The organism is Gordonia abscondita (assembly GCF_032711245.1).
In the GTDB taxonomy this organism is placed as follows: domain Bacteria; phylum Actinomycetota; class Actinomycetes; order Mycobacteriales; family Mycobacteriaceae; genus Gordonia.
The window spans coordinates 1,418,140-1,437,293 of record NZ_CP128986.1; the positions used below are offsets into that span (position 1 = coordinate 1,418,140).

The window sequence follows — 19,154 nt, forward strand, 5'->3', positions numbered from 1 at the left end:
CGGTACTGTCTTATCTCATGACCGACAGCGCGCAGAGCAGCCGGATGAGCGACGACCAGCGCGCCGAGCGTCGCAGTCGTCTCCTGGCATCCGCTGCCGTCACGCTGCGCTCTCTCGACGACGTGCTGACCCCGTTGGCGACCCGTTTCACTGGTCGTGGACATGACTTGTACCTGGTGGGAGGCTCGGTTCGCGATGCAGTCCTCGGCAGGCTCGGGACCGACCTCGACTTTACGACCGATGCCCGACCCGAGGTGATCTTCGAGATCTTGAAGGGCTGCGCGGACGCTGTCTGGGACACGGGCATCGACTTCGGGACAGTGAGCGCACAGATCGGCGATCAGATGGTGGAAATCACCACATTCCGGTCGGACATGTACGACCAGGTGAGCCGGAATCCGGTCGTCACGTTCGGCGACACGCTCGACGGCGACTTGATCCGTCGTGACTTCCGGGTCAATGCGATGGCGGTCCGTCTGCACGCGGATGGCCAGCAGGAGTTCTGCGATCCGCTCGACGGCCTGTCGGATCTCCTCTCGGGGGTCATCGACACGCCGGCGGCACCGGAGAACTCGTTCAACGATGATCCGCTGCGCATGCTGCGGGGTGTTCGTTTCGTCTCCCAGCTCGGTTTCGTGCTGGCTCCGCGCGTGTTCGAGGCGATCGTTGCGATGGTCGATCAGATCGACCGGATCACCGTCGAACGGATCCGGGTGGAGCTAGACAAGCTGATCTTGGGCGAGCATCCGATCGATGGGGTGGATCTGCTCGTCGAGACGGGGTTGGCCGAGCATGTCCTCCCGGAGATCCCCGGTATGAAGCTGACGATCGACGAACATCACCAGCACAAGGACGTCTACCAGCATTCATTGACGGTCCTGCGGCAGGCGGTCGATCTGGAGACCGGCGACCCGGATCTCGTCTTGCGTTGGGCTGCACTCCTGCACGACATCGGCAAGCCTGCGACGCGTCGCCATGAGGACGGCGGCGGCGTCAGCTTCCACCACCACGAGGTGGTCGGAGCGAAGATGGTCCGCAAGCGAATGCGAGCCCTCAAGTATCCGAAGGCTGTCGTCGAGGACGTCGCGCAGTTGGTGTTCTTGCATCTGCGCTTCCACGGGTACGGGGAGGGCCGATGGACCGATTCGGCCGTCCGACGTTATGTGACGGACGCCGGCCCGCTCCTCGAGCGGCTCCACAAGCTGGTGCGCGCCGACTGTACAACCCGCAATAAGCGCCGTGCCCGACGTCTCCAGGAGACTTACGACGACCTCGAACATCGGATCGCGGTGCTGCGAGAGGCCGAGGACCTAGATCAGGTACGCCCGGATCTGGACGGCAACGCGATCATGGAGCTGCTCGGCGTTCCGCCTGGCCCGCTCGTCGGCAAAGCCTGGCGCTACCTGAAGGAACTGCGCCTGGACGCTGGCCCCATGTCGCGCGACGACGCGGAGGCGGCGCTCAAAGCATGGTGGGCCGACCAGTCCCCCGACTGAGCTGGCTGCCCCTGTCGCACCGGCATCGCGTCGGTCGAGCGGAGTCGAGCCCCATCTCCCCCGAGACTCGATCGCTCGATCGACATGCCGGACGGCAGGGTAGGTTCGTCTCATGTACTGCAGTGAACTCGGGGATCAGTGGCACGCTGCGCGTGTCGAGCCGTCTCTTGCTCATCTCGATGCCGCGTCGGCGGGTCGTTCGTCGCGCGCCGTCATCGCGACGATCACGAAACACCTTGAGCGAGAGGCGGAACGGGGGTCATACGTGGCTGCCGCCGAAGCGGAGGACGCGCTTGCGGTTGGGCGTCGCGCGCTGGCGTCGTTGATCGGTCACACGCCGGAAGAGTTGTCGTTTCGCGACAGCGCTCGCACGTCGTTGCGTGCCCTATTGAACAGTTGGGCGTTGCCGATGTCGCCGACCGTCTGGGTCGCGAAGAACGAGTTCGGGCCGAACCTAGCGGAGTTCGAACGGCGCGACTTCGCGGTGCGGGTGCTTCCCGAAGGCGATGTGTACGGGCATGTGGACGTGGACTCGTTGGAGAACATGCTCCAATTCGAGCAGCCCGACTTCATCCATGTCTGTCATATCGGGTCGGCGAGCGGTGTCGTCCAACCCGTGGCGCAGATTGTCGACGTCGCCCACAGCGCGGGTGTGCCGGTGGTCGTCGACATGGCGCAGTCGGTCGGGCATGTTCCGACGGTGACGGGCGCCGACGTCGTATACGGCACGTCGCGCAAGTGGTTGGCGGGTCCGCGCGGTGTCGGTTTCGTCGCGGTTCGGGGTGACTCGCTGGCGAGGGTCGAGGTGGAGTCGTCGGATTCGTTCATCGCCGGTCAGCTCGGTCTGGGCACGGCCGTCGCAGAACTGTTGTCCTTCGGCCAGCAGAAGGTGTTCCGTGAGCTCGCCGCGATCGGTGAGGCGACGCGCAAACGTCTGCGCGGGGTCGGCAGTTGGGAGGTCGTCGAGGCGAATGACGAGCCGTCGGCATTGGTGACGTTGGCCGTACCGCCCGGTTGGGGTGTCGCAGATCTGGAGGCGGCGCGCGCGACGCTGTTGGAGACTGGGATTCTGGTGACCGCCGCCGATTCGTGGCGGGCTCCTCTGGCAGGCGACCAACCGCACCTGCGGGTGAGTCCGCACTTGGATGTGCGCAGCGAGCAGCTCGACGCACTGGCGGCGGCAATCCGCACGATGGGGTACTGATCCGGGGACTGCAGCCCCGGTCTGGCCTGCGTTGATCTTCGCGACACGCCGCGTCTGACGGAACGAGTTCGACCTCCGCCGCGTCTAACTGAGTATGGACGGGGTCATCGAGTACGGATTCGGTACGGGCGACGACGAGATGTCCTCGTGGCGGTCGCCTGCCGATCTCGACTTCGACGGCGACGGTGCCATGGATGCGGTGGCGCTCGACTTCGACGGTGACGGCCTCGTCGACGACGCGATGTGGGACGTCGACGGTGACGGCGTCGCCGATCGGTCCGTCCTCGATCTCGACGACGACGGGATCCCGGAGACCCAGTTCGCTGACGGCGGCTCCGGCCTGTGGGAGCGTCCCGTCGGCCCGCCGCCAGCACCCCGTGAGCTGGAACCGAGCGAGCCGCAAGCGCGAGAGTCGGATCTGCGGGAGTCGGTCCTCGACACAGACGGCGACGGCGAGCCCGACACGGCCTTGATCGATACCGACGGCGATGGCTACGCCGACGCGCATCGGTCGGCAGGTGACCGCTAGACCTGCGCCTGCTCCCGTTCCACACGCTCCCGGTCAGGGCCTTCGACGACGGTCGAGTCGGCCCGCCACACGAGCAGCGCACCGATCAGGTACGCGACGGCGCCGGCGATGATCAACGGCACGGAAAAGCCGTCCGCGGGGATAGCGAACGCTGCGACGAACATGGCGGCGACGAACGCCGTATTGAATACGGCGTCCTGGACGGCGAACACCTGGCCCCGGTAGGAGTCGGGGACGTCGCATTGCATGGCGACGTCACCGCAGAGCTTCACGATCTGGCCGATGAGGCCGAGGAGCACGGCGGCGACCAGCACCGCGGAGGCGGTGAGGGCTCCGACCAGGGCTTCGGCTAGTGCCCCGCCGACGAGCGCGACGGCGACCGTTCGGCGTCGCCCGTACCGGTGGACCGACCACGGCGTGACGGCGGCCGCCACCAGGGCACCTGCTGCGACCGCAGCACCGATCCCCGCCATGGCTCGCACATCCGTCCCGAGTGGCGCACCGAGGTCGATGGAGCGAACGATGATGAGCAGCATCAAGGTGTTCATCCCGAACACCAATCGGTGGACGCCGATCGCGCCGAGGACGACGCCGACGCTGGGGTGATTCGCGACGGCCCGCACACCGTGAGCCAGTCCGCGACCTACCGAGTAGAGCGCAGAGTGACCCGAACCATCCGGTTTGTCGGGACCGAGGCGGCGCGGCGCGAACGTGGCGGCGAGCATGCCTGAGGAGAGGGCGAAGACGGCGCCCGCGAGAAGTGTCGCACCGGATCCGCCGTTGTCTGCGCCGAAGATCGTTCGGAGCAGCGTGGACAGACCGGCGCCGACGGCGAGCATCCCCGCACCGAGCGTCGTGAACACGGCGTTCACCTCGATGATGACCGACGGTGACGCGACGTGCGGCAGCCCCGCGGACAGACCGGACGCGACGAACCGACTGCATCCAGTGACGACCAGCGCGGCGAGGAGTACCGCGGTGTCGGATACGCCGGTGCTCATCGCAACCGCGACGAGAACGATCGCGATCGCGCGGAAAGCATTGATCCACATGAGGACCCGCCGTCGATCCCAATGGTCGAGCAGGGCTCCCGCGAAGGGGCCGAGGACTGAGTACGGGAGGAGTAGGACGGCGAATCCGGCCGCGACAGCGAGCGGGTCGGTGTGCCGGTCCGGATTGAACAGGATGGAGAACGCGAGCGCGGCCTGAAACGCTCCGTCGCTGACCTGGCTGAGCATCTTGACCCCGAGAAATCGGAGCAGGCCGGGGGTCTTGACCTGCGTCCATAAGCTCACTAGACAATGCTACCGACGAACTCGCGAGTAGCCGCGATCAAAGGCGGATGTCACAGTTTGAGTGGACGCGGTCCGGTGCCGCCGCGTCACGCTGTCTGTGGTGTCATGATGGGGTGGTGTCCGACGGTGAGTTCTCCGACGACCGACCTGAGGTGACTCCCGGGTCGCTGCTGATCGCGTCGACCGCACTGTCGGGTCCGACGTTCGAGCGGACCGTCGTCTACATCATCGAGCACGACGATCAGGGCACTCTCGGTGTCGTCCTGAACCGGATGAGCGAGGCCGCCGTCCACAACATCCTCCCCGCCTGGGCCGATCTCGCGGCGAGCCCGCGTGCGGTGTTCGTCGGCGGTCCGGTCGGCACGTCGTCCGCGTTGTGCCTGGGTGTCGCGAAGAGCGGTGTGGTGGTCGCCGATCAGCCGAAGCTGCATCAGGTGGTCGGGCCGGTCGCGATGGTCGATCTGGACGCCGACCCCGACGAAATGGCCGAAGTGCTCACCGGGGTACGAATCTTCGCAGGTTACGCGGGATGGGAGTCAGGACAGCTCGACGAGGAACTCGCCGACAGCAGTTGGATCGTCGTTTCCGGTCTGCCAACGGATCTGTTGGCGGAACCGTCGGTCGACGTCTGGCAGCGCGTTCTGGCGCGCCAGCCGTGGCCACTGCCACTCCTGTCGACCTATCCGGTGCGGCCGGAAGATAATTGATCACTTCACAGTTAGTCGACATATGAATGCGCTGACCGATCAGCTGACGTCGCTGATCGACGCGGTCCCGGCGTGGGCCGTCTACCTGATCGCCATGTGTGTCGTATATCTGGAGACTTCGGTGGTCTTCGTCGGTCTCGTCGCGCCGAGCGAAGCCGTTCTGGTCGCAGCGGGTGTCGTGGCGGCGATCGGTTCGGCGAACATCGCGATCCTCGTCGTCGGCTGCGGCGTCGCGGCGATGGCAGGCGATTGGAGCGGCTACTGGGTTGGCCGCGGGTTCGGTCCACGGTTGGGGGCGACCAAGGTGGGGCGGAAGGTCGCGCGACGTATGACCCGTTCCCGAAGCAAGACGCCGAGCCCGAGCGATGCGATCATCGCGGTGGCCGCCGCGCGTTGGATCGGTTTCGTGCGCAGTGTGATTCCGCTGGTAGCGGGTGCCCGGCGAATGCCGTTCCGCAAGTTTGCTCTCGCCAGCGCGATCGGCGGCGTCTCGTGGACGGCGACCATTCTGCTGGTGTCGTTCGCGGTCGGCGAGACGTTGGGTGCCGAGATGGCGTTGATCGTCGCGATCTGTGTCGGTGGACTGTCGTTGGGGTTCCTGGTCTTCCGACGGTGGCGTTCGCGACGTCACGCGTCGACGGTATCGCCCTGAGGTTCGCTCTGCCGGTGGTAGCGGTTGGCGAGCCACGCGCAGACGATCAGCTGGATCTGATGGAAGATCATCAGCGGCAACACCATGAAGCCGACTACTGAGCCGGTAAACATGACGCTGGCGAGTGGTAGGCCGGTGGCGAGGCTCTTCTTGGTTCCGCAGAATTGGGCGGCGACCATGTCCTCGCGATTGAAGCCGAGCCGTTTCGGCACGAACCAGGTGAGAGTGAGCATTAGCGCGACGAGCAGGATCGACACGCCGATCACGAGGACGACGTCGACCGCGTCGACTTGACTCCAGAGTCCCGATTGGACGCCTTCGCTGAACGCGACGTAGACGACCATCACGATGGAACCGCGGTCGACGTACTTGGTTGGTTCGGCGTACCGCTTCAGGATCGGGCCGACGAAGGGGCGGGCGATCTGGCCGACGATGAATGGCACCAGGATCTTCAACACGATCTCGAGTATCGATTTGCCGTCGATGTGTACACCGGAATCCGAACTCATCAACAGGACGACGAGAGCGGGCGTGAGGATGACGCCGAGCAGGTTCGACGCGGATGCGCTGACGATCGCACCGGGAACGTTGCCGCGGGCGATCGACGTGAACGCGATCGATGACTGCACGGTGGACGGGACCAGCGTCATGTAGAGGAAGCCGTCGGCTAGGTCGGAACCGATCATCGGTGCCAGCAACGGATGCAGCGCGAGGCCGATGAGCGGGAACAGGACGAACGTGAAAGCGAGAATCGTCGTGTGCAGGCGCCAGTTGGTGAGGCCGTCGAGTGCCTCGCGCGGCGAGAGGCGGGTGCCGTACAGGAAGAACAGCAGTGCGATCAGGCCGGTGACGACCCAATCCATGATCTCGGCGAACACGCCGGACGCGGGGAAGATCGCGGCGACGACGACGGCAAGGAAGATCGACGCGATGAACCCGTCGATAGGCGACTTGGCGAGGATATTGCGCATCCGTCAGTGCGCGGCGTCGGCTGGTTGCGGCGGCTCGGTGGTGCACATGCCTTGCAACGCACAGGATCCGCAGCCGGCCGTCCCGCAGTCGGCGGCCGGGTCGTCGCCGGTACCGGACGCGTCGGAATGTGGATCAGCATTCTGCTCGTGGGTGCCGCCGGAACAGCAGTCGGCGCTGCAGCCACCCGATTCATCCTCAGGTTCGGGGACGGTAGCCGCCACCCGGACGCCGACGCCTGCTGTGACGGCGGCGATCACGAAGGCGGCGATCATGGCGCCGAAGCCGAATAGGAAGCCGAAGTTGCCGCCGAAGGCGAGGACTCCCCCGATCAGCAGGACGAGGGCGGCGGCGAGGAAGCCGGGCGCGGCGACCTTGTTTCCGAGCGCGAAGGCTTCGGCCGATCGCATGGTCTCGTCCGAGCGGACCCCGAACCAGCGGTTGCGTTCGAGTCGACCGCTCAGTCCGCTGATACCTACGCCGGCCCAGAACACCGCGAGCATGAGGGCCAGGACACCGGAGACGATGGACAGGATTTGCACGGCTTTCACTGTACGACGCGGCGGCGACGGGTGGGGAATCGTCTGGGCGTGAGGTGCGGGTCGTGACGAACGCGGGCAGTGCGACCGGGTTAGGATCGTTTCGGGTTTTGAACGGTTTGGGGATTCCAGCGATTCGGGGGCAAGGTCGTGCCGTATTTCGGTCTCATCGTTTTGGTCGTCTGGGTGGCGGCGCTGATCGACGTGATAGTCGCCGAGGAGTATCGAGTGCGGCATCTTCCTAAGGTCGTATGGCTGCTGATCGTGATCCTGCTGCCCCTCGTCGGGTCGATTATCTGGTTCCTGGTCGGTCGTCCCGAAGGCGCCGCCGCCCCGCCGCCCACCCGCACGACGGGCTTCCCCGAATACGAGCGCCCAGAATATAAGGCTGCGATCGCTGCCCGAGAAGACGCCGAGTTCCGCCGTCAGGTTCGGGAACGTGCTGAGGAACAGCGTCGTCGTGCGCAGGAGAAGAACAGGTCGGCGGGCAACGACGAGTCCGAGGGCGACTGAGGTTCCCTGCCCCGAACGCTGATCACGGCGAGTTGTACTCGCTGCGGAACGGTCCACGCATCGCGGGCACGACTGTCATGGTTACGAAGGTCGCTGAATGGGCGTCGACGCACCGAATCGTGCCAATTCGGACGTTGAAAGATGCCGTGCTCGGCGAGGGAGAGTGATCGATCGGCGGGGATGACTAGCCTCCTCGCATGACTCCCGATGTTTCGACAGCGCAGGACGACGAGGCGCCCGTCCAGATCGACCGCAAGGCCGTCTATCTCATCTTTAGTGCGCTCGTCGCCGCGATGTTCCTGTCATCGCTCGACCAGTCGATTGTCGGAACCGAACTCCCGACGATCGTCGGTGATCTCAATGCCGTCGACCACGAAGGCTGGATCGTCACGTCGTATCTGGTTGCCATCGCGATCGTGATGCCTGTCTATGGCAAGGTCGGCGACTTGTACGGGCGGCGATGGCCGTTCCTTGTCTCGATTGGGATCTTCCTGTGCGGATCGCTGGGGTCAGCGCTGTCGACGTCGTTCGCCGAACTGGTGATCTTCCGCAGTCTGCAGGGGCTCGGCGCGGGAGGTCTGATGATTCTGTCGCAGGCGATCATCGCGGACATCGTCTCGGCGCGAGATCGCGGCAAGTTCATGGGGCCGATCGGCGCGATCTTCGGTATCGCCGCCGTTCTGGGGCCGTTGTTGGGCGGATGGTTCGCGCAAGGTCCGGGCTGGCGGTGGGCGTTCTGGCTAAACGTCCCGATCGCGGGCGTCGCCCTCATCATCGCGTTCTTCGCACTAAAGTTGCCCCGACAGCACTGCGGGAAGCGCTTCGACTTCGTCGGCACACTCTTCCTCGCAGCGGCGACGGCAGGCATCGTGCTCGTTACCTCGTGGACGTCGATCGTCTCCAGTGAGAAGTACGACTGGGCGAATCCGTGGCTGCTCGCGCTGCTCATCGGATCGGTCATCAGCGTCATCGTGTTCGTCGTCGTCGAGCTCCGTGTCGAGGAGCCGCTGATTCCCTTGCACCTGTTCAAAGATCGCGTGTTCTCGGTGTCGACGGCGATCGCATTCGTCGTCGGCGTCACCATGTTCGCGACTCTCGCCTACCTGCCGACGTTTCTGCAGATGGCGCACGACGTCGATCCGACCGATTCCGGGCTACTGATGCTGCCGATGACGGTCGGTCTGATGATCACGGCGATCGGCTCCGGCTTCCTCATCACGAAGACCGGCAAGTACCGGATCTACCCGATCGTCGGGCTCGCGGTCACGACCGCGGGCATCGCGTGGTTGACGTTCATCACCGCGGAGATCTCGATGATCATGTTCGGTGCGATGATCTTCGTCCTCGGGTTCGGAATGGGCCTGGTGATGCAGACGATCGTCATCGCCGTCCAGAACGCGGTGACCTCTGACCAGGTCGGCACGGCGACTTCCACGAACAATTTCGTGCGCGAGATCGGCGCCGCGATCGGCACCTCGGTGTTCGGCACGATGTTCACGACGAGCCTGGCGGGCAAGCTCGACGGGATCGCCGAGTCGATGCCGCATGTCGCACAGGCGGGTAGCGCCTCCGAGCTGACACCAGAACGCGTGGGTCAGCTCAAAGACATCGACCCGCTGGCCTACCACGAGGTGATCACCGCATATGCCGACGCGATGGCGCCAACCTTCTGGTACCTCGTTCCGATCTCGGCTGTCGGCTTCGCGCTCGCCCTGTTCTTGCGTGACCGGACTCTCTCGACGAGGGCGGGCCTCGTCGACCGCGGACAGGCCGGGGATCTGGCGAAGGGGAGCGCTCGCACCGAGTCCGTCGGCTGATTGAGCCTGTGTTTTCGTCCTCGAACAGCGCCCGTTTACCCTGGTTACGTGACCTCCGCTGATTCTTCGCCCTCCGCTCGTTCGTCGTATGGTCCCCCCGAGTCTGTTCCCGGGCATCGGTACACCGCCGACACGGCAGGTGAGATCGAGTCGCGCTGGCAGGAGCGCTGGACCACCGACGGCACGTTCCACGCGCCGAACCCGGTCGGCCCGCTTGCCGGGGACTTCAGTGACTTCGACGGACCACAGGCGGACGCCCCCGACAAGCTGTTCGTACAGGACATGTTTCCGTACCCGTCGGGTGCCGGACTGCACGTGGGGCACCCGTTGGGTTTCATCGGCACCGACGTGTTCGCCCGTTTCCAGCGGATGTCCGGCAAGAACGTTTTGCATACGATGGGCTTCGACTCGTTCGGTCTCCCGGCCGAACAGTATGCCGTCCAGACCGGCACTCACCCACGAAGCACGACCGAAGCGAACATCGAACGTTATCTCGCTCAGATCCGCCGCCTCGGCCTCGGCCACGACGAGCGTCGCCGCGTCGCGACCACCGACGTCGAGTTCTACCGCTGGACCCAGTGGATCTTCCTGAAGATCTACAACTCGTGGTTCGACCCGGACGCGGCGAAGGCTCGCCCGATCAGCGAGTTGGTCGACGAATTCGTTTCGGGTGCAAGGGTTCTCGACGACAACCGCGGGTGGGACGAGTTGTCGCCCGGCGAGCGTAACGAAGTGCTCGACGGCTTCCGGCTCGTCTACTTGAGCAACTCGCTGGTCAACTGGTGTCCGGGTTTGGGCACGGTGCTGGCGAACGAGGAGGTGACCGCGGATGGTCGCTCCGACCGCGGAAACTTCCCGGTCTTCCGCAAGAATCTGCGCCAATGGATGATGCGGATTACCGCCTACTCTGATCGCCTCATCGATGACCTCGATCTGCTCGACTGGCCCGACAAGGTCAAGACGATGCAGCGCAACTGGATCGGTCGCTCGCGCGGTGCCCAGGTTGAATTCCCCACAGCGACCGGCACGCCGATCGAGGTCTTCACGACCCGCCCGGACACCCTGTTCGGGGCGAGTTACATGGTGCTGGCACCGGAGCATGAACTCGTTGACGCTTTGGTCGCCGACGCGTGGCCGGAAGGGACCGACCCACGCTGGACGGGCGCGGGGAGCGACGCGAGCGCCGTCGACCCGAGGACCGCTGTCGCCGACTATCGGGCGTCGATCGCTGCCAAGAGTGATCTGGAGCGTCAAGAGAGCAAGGAGAAGACCGGTGTCTTCATCGGCGCGTACGCGACCAACCCGGTCAACGGCGCGCAGATCCCGGTCTTCATCGCCGACTATGTGTTGATCGGCTACGGCACCGGCGCCATCATGGCTGTGCCCGCGCATGACACTCGTGACTACGAGTTCGCCACCGAGTTCGGCCTTCCGCTGCTGGAAGTGATCGGGTCCGACGAGGGCGTCACCGAGGCCGCTTACACCGGCGACGGGCCGCTCGTGAACTCCGACTTCCTGAACGGACTGGACGTCGCCGCCGCGAAGGCTGCGATCATCGAGCGCCTCGAAGCCGCAGGCACAGGCACCGGCACCATCCAGTACAAGCTGCGCGACTGGCTGTTCGCGCGTCAGCGGTATTGGGGCGAGCCGTTCCCGATCGTGTATGACGCTGACGGTGCCCCCCACGCTCTCCCGGAGTCGATGTTGCCGGTGGAGCTCCCCGAGGTCGCCGATTACGCGCCGGTCGCCTTCGATCCGGACGATGCGGCAAGCGAGCCGTCTCCCCCGCTGGCCAAGGCCACCGAGTGGGTGAGCGTGGACCTGGATCTCGGCGACGGCGTTCAGTCGTACACTCGCGACACCAACGTGATGCCGCAGTGGGCGGGCAGTTCTTGGTATCAACTGCGGTACATCGATCCGACAAACGATGAGACGCTGTGCGCTCCGGAGAACGAGGCGTACTGGATGGGGCCGCGCCCGGCATTGCACGGTGCGAGCGACCCCGGTGGACTCGACCTGTACATCGGCGGCATGGAGCACGCCGTCTTGCACCTGCTGTATTCGCGTTTCTGGCACAAGGTCCTGTTCGACCTCGGGTACGTCAGCAGCGTCGAGCCGTACCGTCGTCTCTTCAACCAGGGCATGATCCAGGCGTTCGCGTACACCGACTCGCGGGGCGTCTATGTGCCCGCCGATGAGGTCGTCGAGCGTGACGGCAAGTTCTTCTTCGGGGATGAGGAGGTGTCGCAGGAGTACGGGAAGATGGGCAAGTCGCTCAAGAACTCGGTCGCCCCTGACGACATCTGCCGCGACTATGGTGCCGACACCCTCCGTGTCTACGAGATGTCGATGGGCCCGCTGGACCAGTCGCGTCCGTGGGCAACGAAGGATGTGGTCGGCGCGCAGCGGTTCCTGCAGCGCGTGTGGCGGCTGGTGGTCGATGAGGAGTCCGGCGCAGTCCGGGTCTCCGATTCCGAGCCGGGGGTCGATACGTTGAAGGCCGTCCATAAGACGACAGCGGGCGTCCGCGACGATTTCGCGAATCTGCGTACCAATACGGCGGTCGCCAAGCTCATCGAGTTGACCAACCACCTGACGAAGACCTACCCGGGCGGTGCGCCCGCGGCTGCTGTGGAGGCCGTCGTACTGATGCTCGCGCCCCTCGCACCGCACCTCGCGGAAGAGCTGTGGAGCCGTCTCGGCCATGACGGTTCACTGGCCCACGGGCCGTTCCCCGAGGTCGACGAGCAGTACCTTGTCGAGGACTCTGTCGAGATCCCCGTTCAGGTCAAGGGGAAGGTTCGCAGTCGGATCACCGTGGCGTCGGACGCCGACGAGGCGACTGTGGTCGCGGCGGCGTTGGCTGATGAGAAGATCGCCGCCCTGCTCGACGGCGAACCCCGCAAGGTGATCTTTGTGCCCGGCCGCATGGTGAACGTCGTCCCTTAGTCACGTACACCTGCCGATTGTGCGGGGGGTCGAGGTCTCGACGAACGGCGAGGACCGCCACTCACACCGTGATGCGTTTGCGCTCCCCCACGCCGAACATGCCGTCGACGGGCAGTGTCGCGTTTTCGGCGTGGATGACGCCCTCGTACCAGCCGTACGGTGCGTAATACTCCGCCAGCACTTTGCGCGGTCCGACGTGCATCGTCGAGCGGACTGTCGGGGTGAACGTGACATCGACGGCGCCGTGCTCGTCGCGCACGCGCCATTGGCCCCACGGACCGTCCGGCCGGGCGAATGTGACCGGCGGAAGACGGTGCATCTTGTTGCCGATCCAGATGGCGTTCTCGTTGTAGATTTCCGGATTGCGGATCTGGTTGTCGGTGAGGTTGAACCCTTCGACGCCGCCGTCGGCGTTTCGGCGCGCACCGGTGACCCAGTCGTAGCGCATGGGCCGCGGGTAGTCGCCGTGATGGTCGTCGAGGATGAGGAAACCTCGGTCGTCGGCGAAACCGACCCGCTCGTCGCCGACGACCAGGGAACCGTGCATCGGCATCATCGCCTTGTGCGAGTAGAGCGCCGCGTTGTCGGAGAACGGATGCGCGATCACCAGGTGCGCCGCATCGTCGGGTCCGCACTCACCGGTCACGTGCAGAGCCAACGACGGGTCGTCGCCGTGCGGATCGCGGGTCGCGTCGACGGTGACGACGTCGTCGGCGAGTTCGTTTCCGATCGAGATCGCGAGACCGGAGAACTCTCCGTGGGACGTCGTCTTGTTGAGGCCGCGCGCTACCGACAGCATCGGTGACGGAAGCTTCGTCTCGAACCTGCGGATCGTCGCGGCCTGTTTGTCGACGACAAGGACTTGAAGCAGGCCAATGGCTTTCGCGTTGTAGACAGCTCCGAGGACGAAGTGGTCGTCGTCGCCGAGTTGGAACGCCTCCCACTCCTTGAGCCCCAGATCGCGGATGATGCGGCGCGGGGCGGCAAGCAGACCGTCACCTGCCGCGTCGAGAGGGTTGATAGTGGGTATCGGTCCGTTGTAGGTGCCGAACCGGTACTGGCCGTCGGTCACCAGAGCGGGGGGCGGCGGCGTGGCCGCAGGCGGAAACGTTGCTGGGGTCGACGGAACGGGGGTCATGGCCCCATTGTGACCACACCGGTGCCGCGGTCACGCAGCCGGCCGAGTTGTTGCAGCTCATCACTGATCTCCGACATCGCGAGCAGTGCACGGAACTGCGGCGAATCGCCTGGGGCCGATACCTGGTCGATGCAGTCGAGAGTGATCGTGTCGACCGGGTGGTCGTGTCTTTCACGGGGTCTGGTGACGAGCGCGGTGCGTGCGGCCGCGGCGTGAGCCCTGATGGTGTCGATGCCGCGTGAGACTGCGACGGCGTCGTCGCTGGCGAAGGCGCTGTTCGTGCGTTGCAAGACGATGGCCTCTTCGGCTATCCGCTCGGCTTGCACTCCGACCGTGTTGATCAACGCCATCGCGGCCTGACGAAGCGGTCCCCGCCCGCGGTCGGTGAGCGATACCCGCATCAGGGAGACGAACGATTGGAGATCGTTGTGTTCGGCGTCGAGGGCCAGAGCCGCGGACACCACCGGCGCGGCGTCGCCCGTACCAGTGAGTGCTTGGCCCGTTCGCCGTAGGAGGTGGTCGAGGACATCGAAGTACGAGGAGATCGCGGCCACTAACGGCGGTGTCGAACTCGTCGAGAAGATCAGAAAGGCCGCCGCGACGCCGACTGCGGCACCGGCGGCCGTCTCTTCGACACGCCACTCGAGTACTTGGCGGTTGAGCACGCCGAGCAGGCCGTACATGGAAGCGATGAGCAACGTGATGAAGAATGCGAGGACTGCGTAGTTCAGTGGCCCCAGGTAGATGACGAAGAAGACGCATACGACGCAGCACAGCGCGAGGACGGTCGGGTTCCCGTCGGCGATCCAGGTGACGGCGAATCCGACGATGACGCCGAGCGTCGTGCCGAGCACTCGACGGTAGGCGCGGGTCAGGACGGCGCCGCGCGTCGTGGTTCCAATGAACACCAGGAACGCGGTCAGCACTGCCCAGTACCAGCGGCTCGCCGAGATCGCCTCGCCGACCGCGGTCGCCAAGGTGGTCGCCACGGCCACCTGGACGGCCATTCGGCTCGTCGGTCGCCACGTCTCCCAGAAGCGTCTGCGCATCGCCGGCTCCGCCCGGTTCGCCCACCGGTTCGGCTCGTCGAGCCCCTCGAGAACCGGAGTTGAGACCCCTTCAGCGCTCGAAGCCCGCCCGAGGTGCGACACTTCCGCTACCTGAGGTGCCGGATCGACCCGACCGGTCGCTACGGCCTTCTCCAACGCGGTCTGGGAGACGACCGCACGTGCGACGACGGTCTCGACGAATCCGGTGTCCGGTGATTTCAGCGTGTTCTCGGCGATGTGCAGGGCATCGTCGGATGTGCTCTTGGTCTGCAGGGTCCGATGGAATGCTCCGACCACGTCGGCGGGTGCGGCGGCCGGGTGGGCCGCCAGTTGCAGGCTCGCCTGCACTGCGTCGGTGCGCGCGTAGAAGATGAGGCGGGAGAGGTCGGTGTCGTCCAGCCCGAGCAGGCGCTGAGTGTCGTAGCGTTGCTGCCAACCATGGATTGCGATCGTCACGTCACTGACCCGGCCGATCGCCTTCTGAAGTGCCGCCTTGTTGCCGGCTGTCGCGGCGACGAGACACGCGTCGCGCGTACCCCGAAACTCGCGGAGCAGCAGCCGCAGCTCGTGTCGTGGAAACGACGGCAGCATCGTCAGTTTCACGGCGACGTTGCAGGTGGTCGCTGCGGCGACGATCAATGTCAGCGGCCCCAGTTCGTCGACGCTCGGTCGGATGGCCAGACCGAAGAAGCCGGAGATGAAGGCGATCATGCCGAGCGCCGCCCACCGGTGCCCGTATCCGCGCACCCAGATGGCTGCCGTGCAGATCGCGATTAAGACGCCGAACTCGACGAATCGCCAACGATCGAGGAGGGTCGTGGCGGTGAGCACGGCGACCGCGGGGATCGCGAGCAGGAGGGTCGTCGTCAGGCGTTCGTGCGCGGTGCCGTCCTTGACGCTGAGTCCGCTGATCATGGCGAGGAACGCTCCGACCACCACGAGCTCGGACGAACTGTGGGTCAGGTGGGTGATGCCGACCGCGGACCCAGTACTCAACAGGACTGTTGTCGCCACCGCCACAGCATTCGACAAACGCACTCGACCGGGGTCGGTTCCCGCCAAGGTATGCAGGGGATTGGCGGGTAACGACGGCATTCTGCCGATTCTGCCTTATGCGACGACACCGTCGAGACGGTTGGCATTGATCTTACTCGGTAGTAAGGTCAATGCATGCCCATCAATCTTGAGCTCCCGGAGAAGCTGAACTCCACGGTCGAGCGCGCCCGTCTCGCAGCCGAGCACGTCTTCCGTCCTGTGTCGCGTAAGTACGACAAGGCAGAGCACGAGTACCCGACCGAGCTCGATGAACTCGGCAAGCTCGCTAAACAGGCACGTGGAGGCGACAAGTCCGCAGACTCCGGCGACGCCGATCAAGACACCGTCAACGGCGCTAATCTCCGCTCGGTGCTGAACGCGCGCGAGCTGAGCTGGGGCGATGTCGGCCTCATGTTGTCGATCCCCTACCAGGGATTGGGCAATGCGGCGATCGCTGCAGTCGCCAACGATGAGCAGCTCGAACGGTTCGCCGACGTCTGGGCCGCGATGGCCATCACTGAGCCGGAGTTCGGCTCCGACTCGGCGGCGGTCTCTACGACTGCGGTCCTCGACGGCGACGAGTACGTCATCAACGGCGAGAAGATCTTCGTGACCGCGGGGTCGCGGGCCGACCACGTCGTTGTCTGGGCGACCCTCGACAAGAGTGTGGGGCGCGCTGCCATCAAGAGCTTTGTCGTTCCGATGTCCACCGAGGGCGTCACGGTCGCGCGACTCGAGCACAAGCTTGGCATCAAGTCGTCCGATACGGCCGTCGTCCGGTTCGAGAACGCCCGGGTACGTGCGGACAACCTGCTTGGTACGCCTGAGATCAACGTCAAGAAGGGTTTCGGCGGCGTCATGCAGACGTTCGACAACACCCGTCCGGTCGTTGCCGCGATGGCCGTCGGGCTCGGCCGCGCCGCTCTCGAGGAACTGCGCCGCATCGTCGAAGAGGCCGGTCACGAGATCGACTACGACCGCCCCGCCGCCGCTCAGCACGCCGCTGTCGCCGAGTTCATCCGCCTCGAATCCGACTGGGAGGCGTCCTGGATGCTGACGTTGCGGGCTGCGTGGATGGCCGACAACAAGCAGCCGAACTCCACCGAGGCGTCGATGTCGAAGGCGAAGGCCGGACGCAGTGTCACCGACCTAACGAACAAGGCCGTCGAGATCAGCGCTACCGCGGGATACTCCGAGACCCAACTCCTGGAGAAGTGGGCGCGCGACTCGAAGATTCTCGACATCTTCGAAGGTACGCAGCAGATCCAGCAGCTGATCATCGCACGTCGCGTGCTCGGGAAGAGCAGTGCCGATCTGCGATGAGCTGATCTGGCGTTCACTGTCGCGTACCTTCCAACCCCTGCTAACGTGAAACTGGAACACGTTACAATTTAGGGAGTGGATATGACTGCTGACCAGCAGGTCGACCTGTCGGAGAAGATCAGCGCGGCCGTTCAGGCTTACATCGACGGGCTCAACACCGGCACCGCGGAGGAGATCGCTGACCTCTATGCCGACGGCGCGACCGTCGAGGATCCGGTCGGCGCTCCCCTGCGCACGACCCGCGACGAACTGGTGGAGTTCTACGGGATCATCACCGGAATGCCGCACCGGCAGGCCACCTTGGCGTGGTCGAGAGTCGCAGGTGACACTGCGGTATTCGAGTTCACCCTCGTCACCGGAACCGACGACGGCAAGTTCAAGATCACCCCGGTGGACATCATGGTCTTCGACGCGAACGGCAAAGTCTCGTCCATGCGTGCGGTCTGGAACCCGTCGGACCTCGAACAGGTCTGAGTTAGCTCAAGGCCGGGTCCGAGCGACGTTCGAGAGTGCGGCTGAAGCGGTAATGATCGTGCCCACCGCCACCACTGCCGCCAAGATGGCGAGCGCGGTGCCCGAGCGGGCGGCGGCGACTACCGCGCCGACGGCGAGCCCGGCTTGCTGAGCAATGCCGAGGCCAGCCGCGCGGTAGATCGCGCGTGGTTCGGATCCGGTCAGCACACGACTATTGACCAGTGGAAACGCGATGCCGATGCCGAGTCCGATCGGGACTGTAGCCACCAGCATCGCGGCCGGGCCGGTGGATGCGAAGGCGAGGGTCGAGCAGCCGACCACGAGTGCGATGAAACCTGCCGCGAGTAGACGTCCCGCGCTCTGGGGTGTCGTCGAGCAACGGGAGACCACGATCGCGCCCCCCGCGGCCGCGATATTGAGTGGCAGGAAGCCCAGCCCCGCCGCGATCGGCGACCACGAGTGGTCGTCCTGAAGGCCGAAACTCACCGTGATCACCGACGCCGCGAGCACTGCGTTCGCGGCTGCGATCATCGCGTACGCCTGCCAGTCGAGTCCGCGCCACCCGCCGTGCCTGCGTACGTCCTCGGGTGTGATGCGCTGATCAGGGCCGGTGATACCGACGGCGAGCCACGCGAGGGAGAACGCCACTGCGGCGATCGCCACCGCCCAGAAGCACCAACGCCACGAGAGCGCCGCGAGCGGCCCGGCGACGAGAAGCGCGGCGATGGACCCCGCGCCCGACACCGTTGAGAACACAGCGAAGTCGCGCGTCCTGGTCGGTCTGCCCGCGGTGACGAGGTGCAGCGTCGCCAGCACACAGGTGGTCGTGGCGGCCGCCGTCGCGCCTTGCGCGGCGCGCGCCACGATCAAGGCCGCCGTCGTCGGTGCCACGGCACCCGCGATCGCACTGACAGCAAACGCGCACGCAGCCCACGGAAGGGCTTTCGGAGGATCGGCCCGCCTCAACGCGACGACTGCGACGGGAAGCATGGCGACGAACGCCGCCGCGAATGGAGTCACCAGGAGATGCCGCGCCTGGTCCCCCAAAACAAGATCCCGTCCGACCGACGGCGCGAGCAGGGCAACTGCTGTCTCGTCGACAATGATCGTGAACTGAACAGCCGCGAGTATGAGAACCGCGGGCAACGACGCCCGACGAGCCGCGCCGCTCAGCGCCACGTTACTGGGGAGCCGACGGCGTGGCGGGCGGTGTCATTTCGGAGCCGATCTGCCCAATTTATGCGATCCGTCGCACATGGGGGAAATGGTTGAACGGCCGCACCTACAGAATGCGACTGTCCGCCGCGCGGGCGTGGAGGCGCTACCATCTGGGCTATCCACAGAGATCGGCCCGCGAACCAACAGCGGTCCACCTGGACAAGGCAGTACCGTTACCTTCTCGACAGCGCCGTCGAGGTCGTGATCACGAAGTGTCATCGCATCCTTTTCCGACAATGAATTGAGT

At 65.3% G+C, this 19,154-nt stretch carries 17 protein-coding genes; 10 read left to right on the plus strand and 7 right to left on the minus strand.

What is annotated here, in order from left to right; all coding sequences use genetic code 11:
- Positions 1 to 17: 17 nt before the first annotated feature.
- The 3 genes from MP11Mi_RS06655 (at position 18) to MP11Mi_RS06665 (ending at position 3,229) form a co-directional block, all read left to right on the plus strand.
- Positions 18 to 1,496 (plus strand): CCA tRNA nucleotidyltransferase, encoded by a 1,479-nt coding sequence (locus tag MP11Mi_RS06655; RefSeq protein WP_420041504.1) that lies wholly within the window; start codon positions 18 to 20, stop codon positions 1,494 to 1,496.
- A 112-nt stretch (positions 1,497 to 1,608) separates the two neighbouring features.
- Positions 1,609 to 2,700: an aminotransferase class V-fold PLP-dependent enzyme gene (locus MP11Mi_RS06660; protein WP_420041505.1), complete on the plus strand. Its 1,092-nt coding sequence runs from the start codon at positions 1,609 to 1,611 to the stop codon at positions 2,698 to 2,700.
- Positions 2,701 to 2,794: 94 nt separating this feature from the next.
- Positions 2,795 to 3,229, plus strand: a complete 435-nt coding sequence (locus tag MP11Mi_RS06665; protein WP_420041506.1) for a hypothetical protein — start codon at positions 2,795 to 2,797, stop codon at positions 3,227 to 3,229.
- Here the strand turns inward: MP11Mi_RS06665 and MP11Mi_RS06670 are convergent.
- On the minus strand, positions 3,226 to 4,524 hold the full coding sequence (locus MP11Mi_RS06670) for an MFS transporter (protein WP_420041507.1): 1,299 nt from the start codon (positions 4,522 to 4,524) through the stop codon (positions 3,226 to 3,228). The genes MP11Mi_RS06665 and MP11Mi_RS06670 overlap by 4 nt on opposite strands.
- Before the next feature lie 113 nt (positions 4,525 to 4,637).
- Here MP11Mi_RS06670 and MP11Mi_RS06675 point away from each other — a divergent pair, with 113 nt between their 5' ends.
- A complete protein-coding gene (locus MP11Mi_RS06675; RefSeq protein WP_420712846.1) occupies positions 4,638 to 5,231 on the plus strand; it encodes a YqgE/AlgH family protein in 594 nt (197 codons plus the stop codon).
- A gap of 22 nt (positions 5,232 to 5,253) precedes the next feature.
- Positions 5,254 to 5,883, plus strand: a complete 630-nt coding sequence (locus tag MP11Mi_RS06680) for a DedA family protein (protein WP_420041509.1) — start codon at positions 5,254 to 5,256, stop codon at positions 5,881 to 5,883.
- Here the strand turns inward: MP11Mi_RS06680 and MP11Mi_RS06685 are convergent.
- Complete coding sequence (locus MP11Mi_RS06685) at positions 5,859 to 6,854, minus strand: bile acid:sodium symporter family protein (protein WP_420041510.1); 996 nt, start codon at positions 6,852 to 6,854, stop codon at positions 5,859 to 5,861. The two genes, MP11Mi_RS06680 and MP11Mi_RS06685, sit on opposite strands and share 25 nt — an antisense overlap.
- Positions 6,855 to 6,857: 3 nt before the next feature.
- Complete coding sequence (locus MP11Mi_RS06690) at positions 6,858 to 7,394, minus strand: SdpI family protein (protein WP_420041511.1); 537 nt, start codon at positions 7,392 to 7,394, stop codon at positions 6,858 to 6,860.
- A 147-nt stretch (positions 7,395 to 7,541) separates the two neighbouring features.
- Between MP11Mi_RS06690 and MP11Mi_RS06695 the strand changes: the two genes are divergently transcribed.
- From MP11Mi_RS06695 to leuS, 3 genes are all read left to right on the plus strand, one after another.
- Positions 7,542 to 7,904, plus strand: a complete 363-nt coding sequence (locus MP11Mi_RS06695) for a PLDc N-terminal domain-containing protein (RefSeq protein WP_420041512.1) — start codon at positions 7,542 to 7,544, stop codon at positions 7,902 to 7,904.
- 197 nt (positions 7,905 to 8,101) lie between these two features.
- A complete protein-coding gene (locus MP11Mi_RS06700; RefSeq protein WP_420041513.1) occupies positions 8,102 to 9,721 on the plus strand; it encodes an MDR family MFS transporter in 1,620 nt (539 codons plus the stop codon).
- A gap of 48 nt (positions 9,722 to 9,769) precedes the next feature.
- A complete protein-coding gene (leuS, locus tag MP11Mi_RS06705; protein ID WP_420041514.1) occupies positions 9,770 to 12,670 on the plus strand; it encodes a leucine--tRNA ligase in 2,901 nt (966 codons plus the stop codon).
- A 61-nt stretch (positions 12,671 to 12,731) separates the two neighbouring features.
- On the opposite strand, the gene MP11Mi_RS06710 is transcribed toward leuS, so the two are convergent.
- Positions 12,732 to 13,808: a DUF2804 family protein gene (locus MP11Mi_RS06710; protein ID WP_420041515.1), complete on the minus strand. Its 1,077-nt coding sequence runs from the start codon at positions 13,806 to 13,808 to the stop codon at positions 12,732 to 12,734.
- Positions 13,805 to 15,871 (minus strand): FUSC family protein, encoded by a 2,067-nt coding sequence (locus tag MP11Mi_RS06715; protein ID WP_420041516.1) that lies wholly within the window; start codon positions 15,869 to 15,871, stop codon positions 13,805 to 13,807. The genes MP11Mi_RS06710 and MP11Mi_RS06715 overlap by 4 nt, the downstream gene beginning before the upstream one ends.
- Positions 15,872 to 16,027: 156 nt before the next feature.
- On the opposite strand from MP11Mi_RS06715, the gene MP11Mi_RS06720 reads away from it, so the two are divergent.
- Complete coding sequence (locus MP11Mi_RS06720) at positions 16,028 to 17,215, plus strand: acyl-CoA dehydrogenase family protein (protein WP_420041517.1); 1,188 nt, start codon at positions 16,028 to 16,030, stop codon at positions 17,213 to 17,215.
- A gap of 81 nt (positions 17,216 to 17,296) precedes the next feature.
- Positions 17,297 to 17,689, plus strand: coding sequence for a nuclear transport factor 2 family protein (locus MP11Mi_RS06725; protein ID WP_420042031.1), 393 nt, complete (start codon positions 17,297 to 17,299; stop codon positions 17,687 to 17,689).
- 6 nt (positions 17,690 to 17,695) lie between these two features.
- On the opposite strand, the gene MP11Mi_RS06730 is transcribed toward MP11Mi_RS06725, so the two are convergent.
- On the minus strand, positions 17,696 to 18,868 hold the full coding sequence (locus MP11Mi_RS06730) for an MFS transporter (protein ID WP_420041518.1): 1,173 nt from the start codon (positions 18,866 to 18,868) through the stop codon (positions 17,696 to 17,698).
- Positions 18,869 to 18,901: 33 nt separating this feature from the next.
- A complete protein-coding gene (locus MP11Mi_RS06735; RefSeq protein ID WP_420041519.1) occupies positions 18,902 to 19,126 on the minus strand; it encodes a CDGSH iron-sulfur domain-containing protein in 225 nt (74 codons plus the stop codon).
- Positions 19,127 to 19,154: the final 28 nt, after the last annotated feature.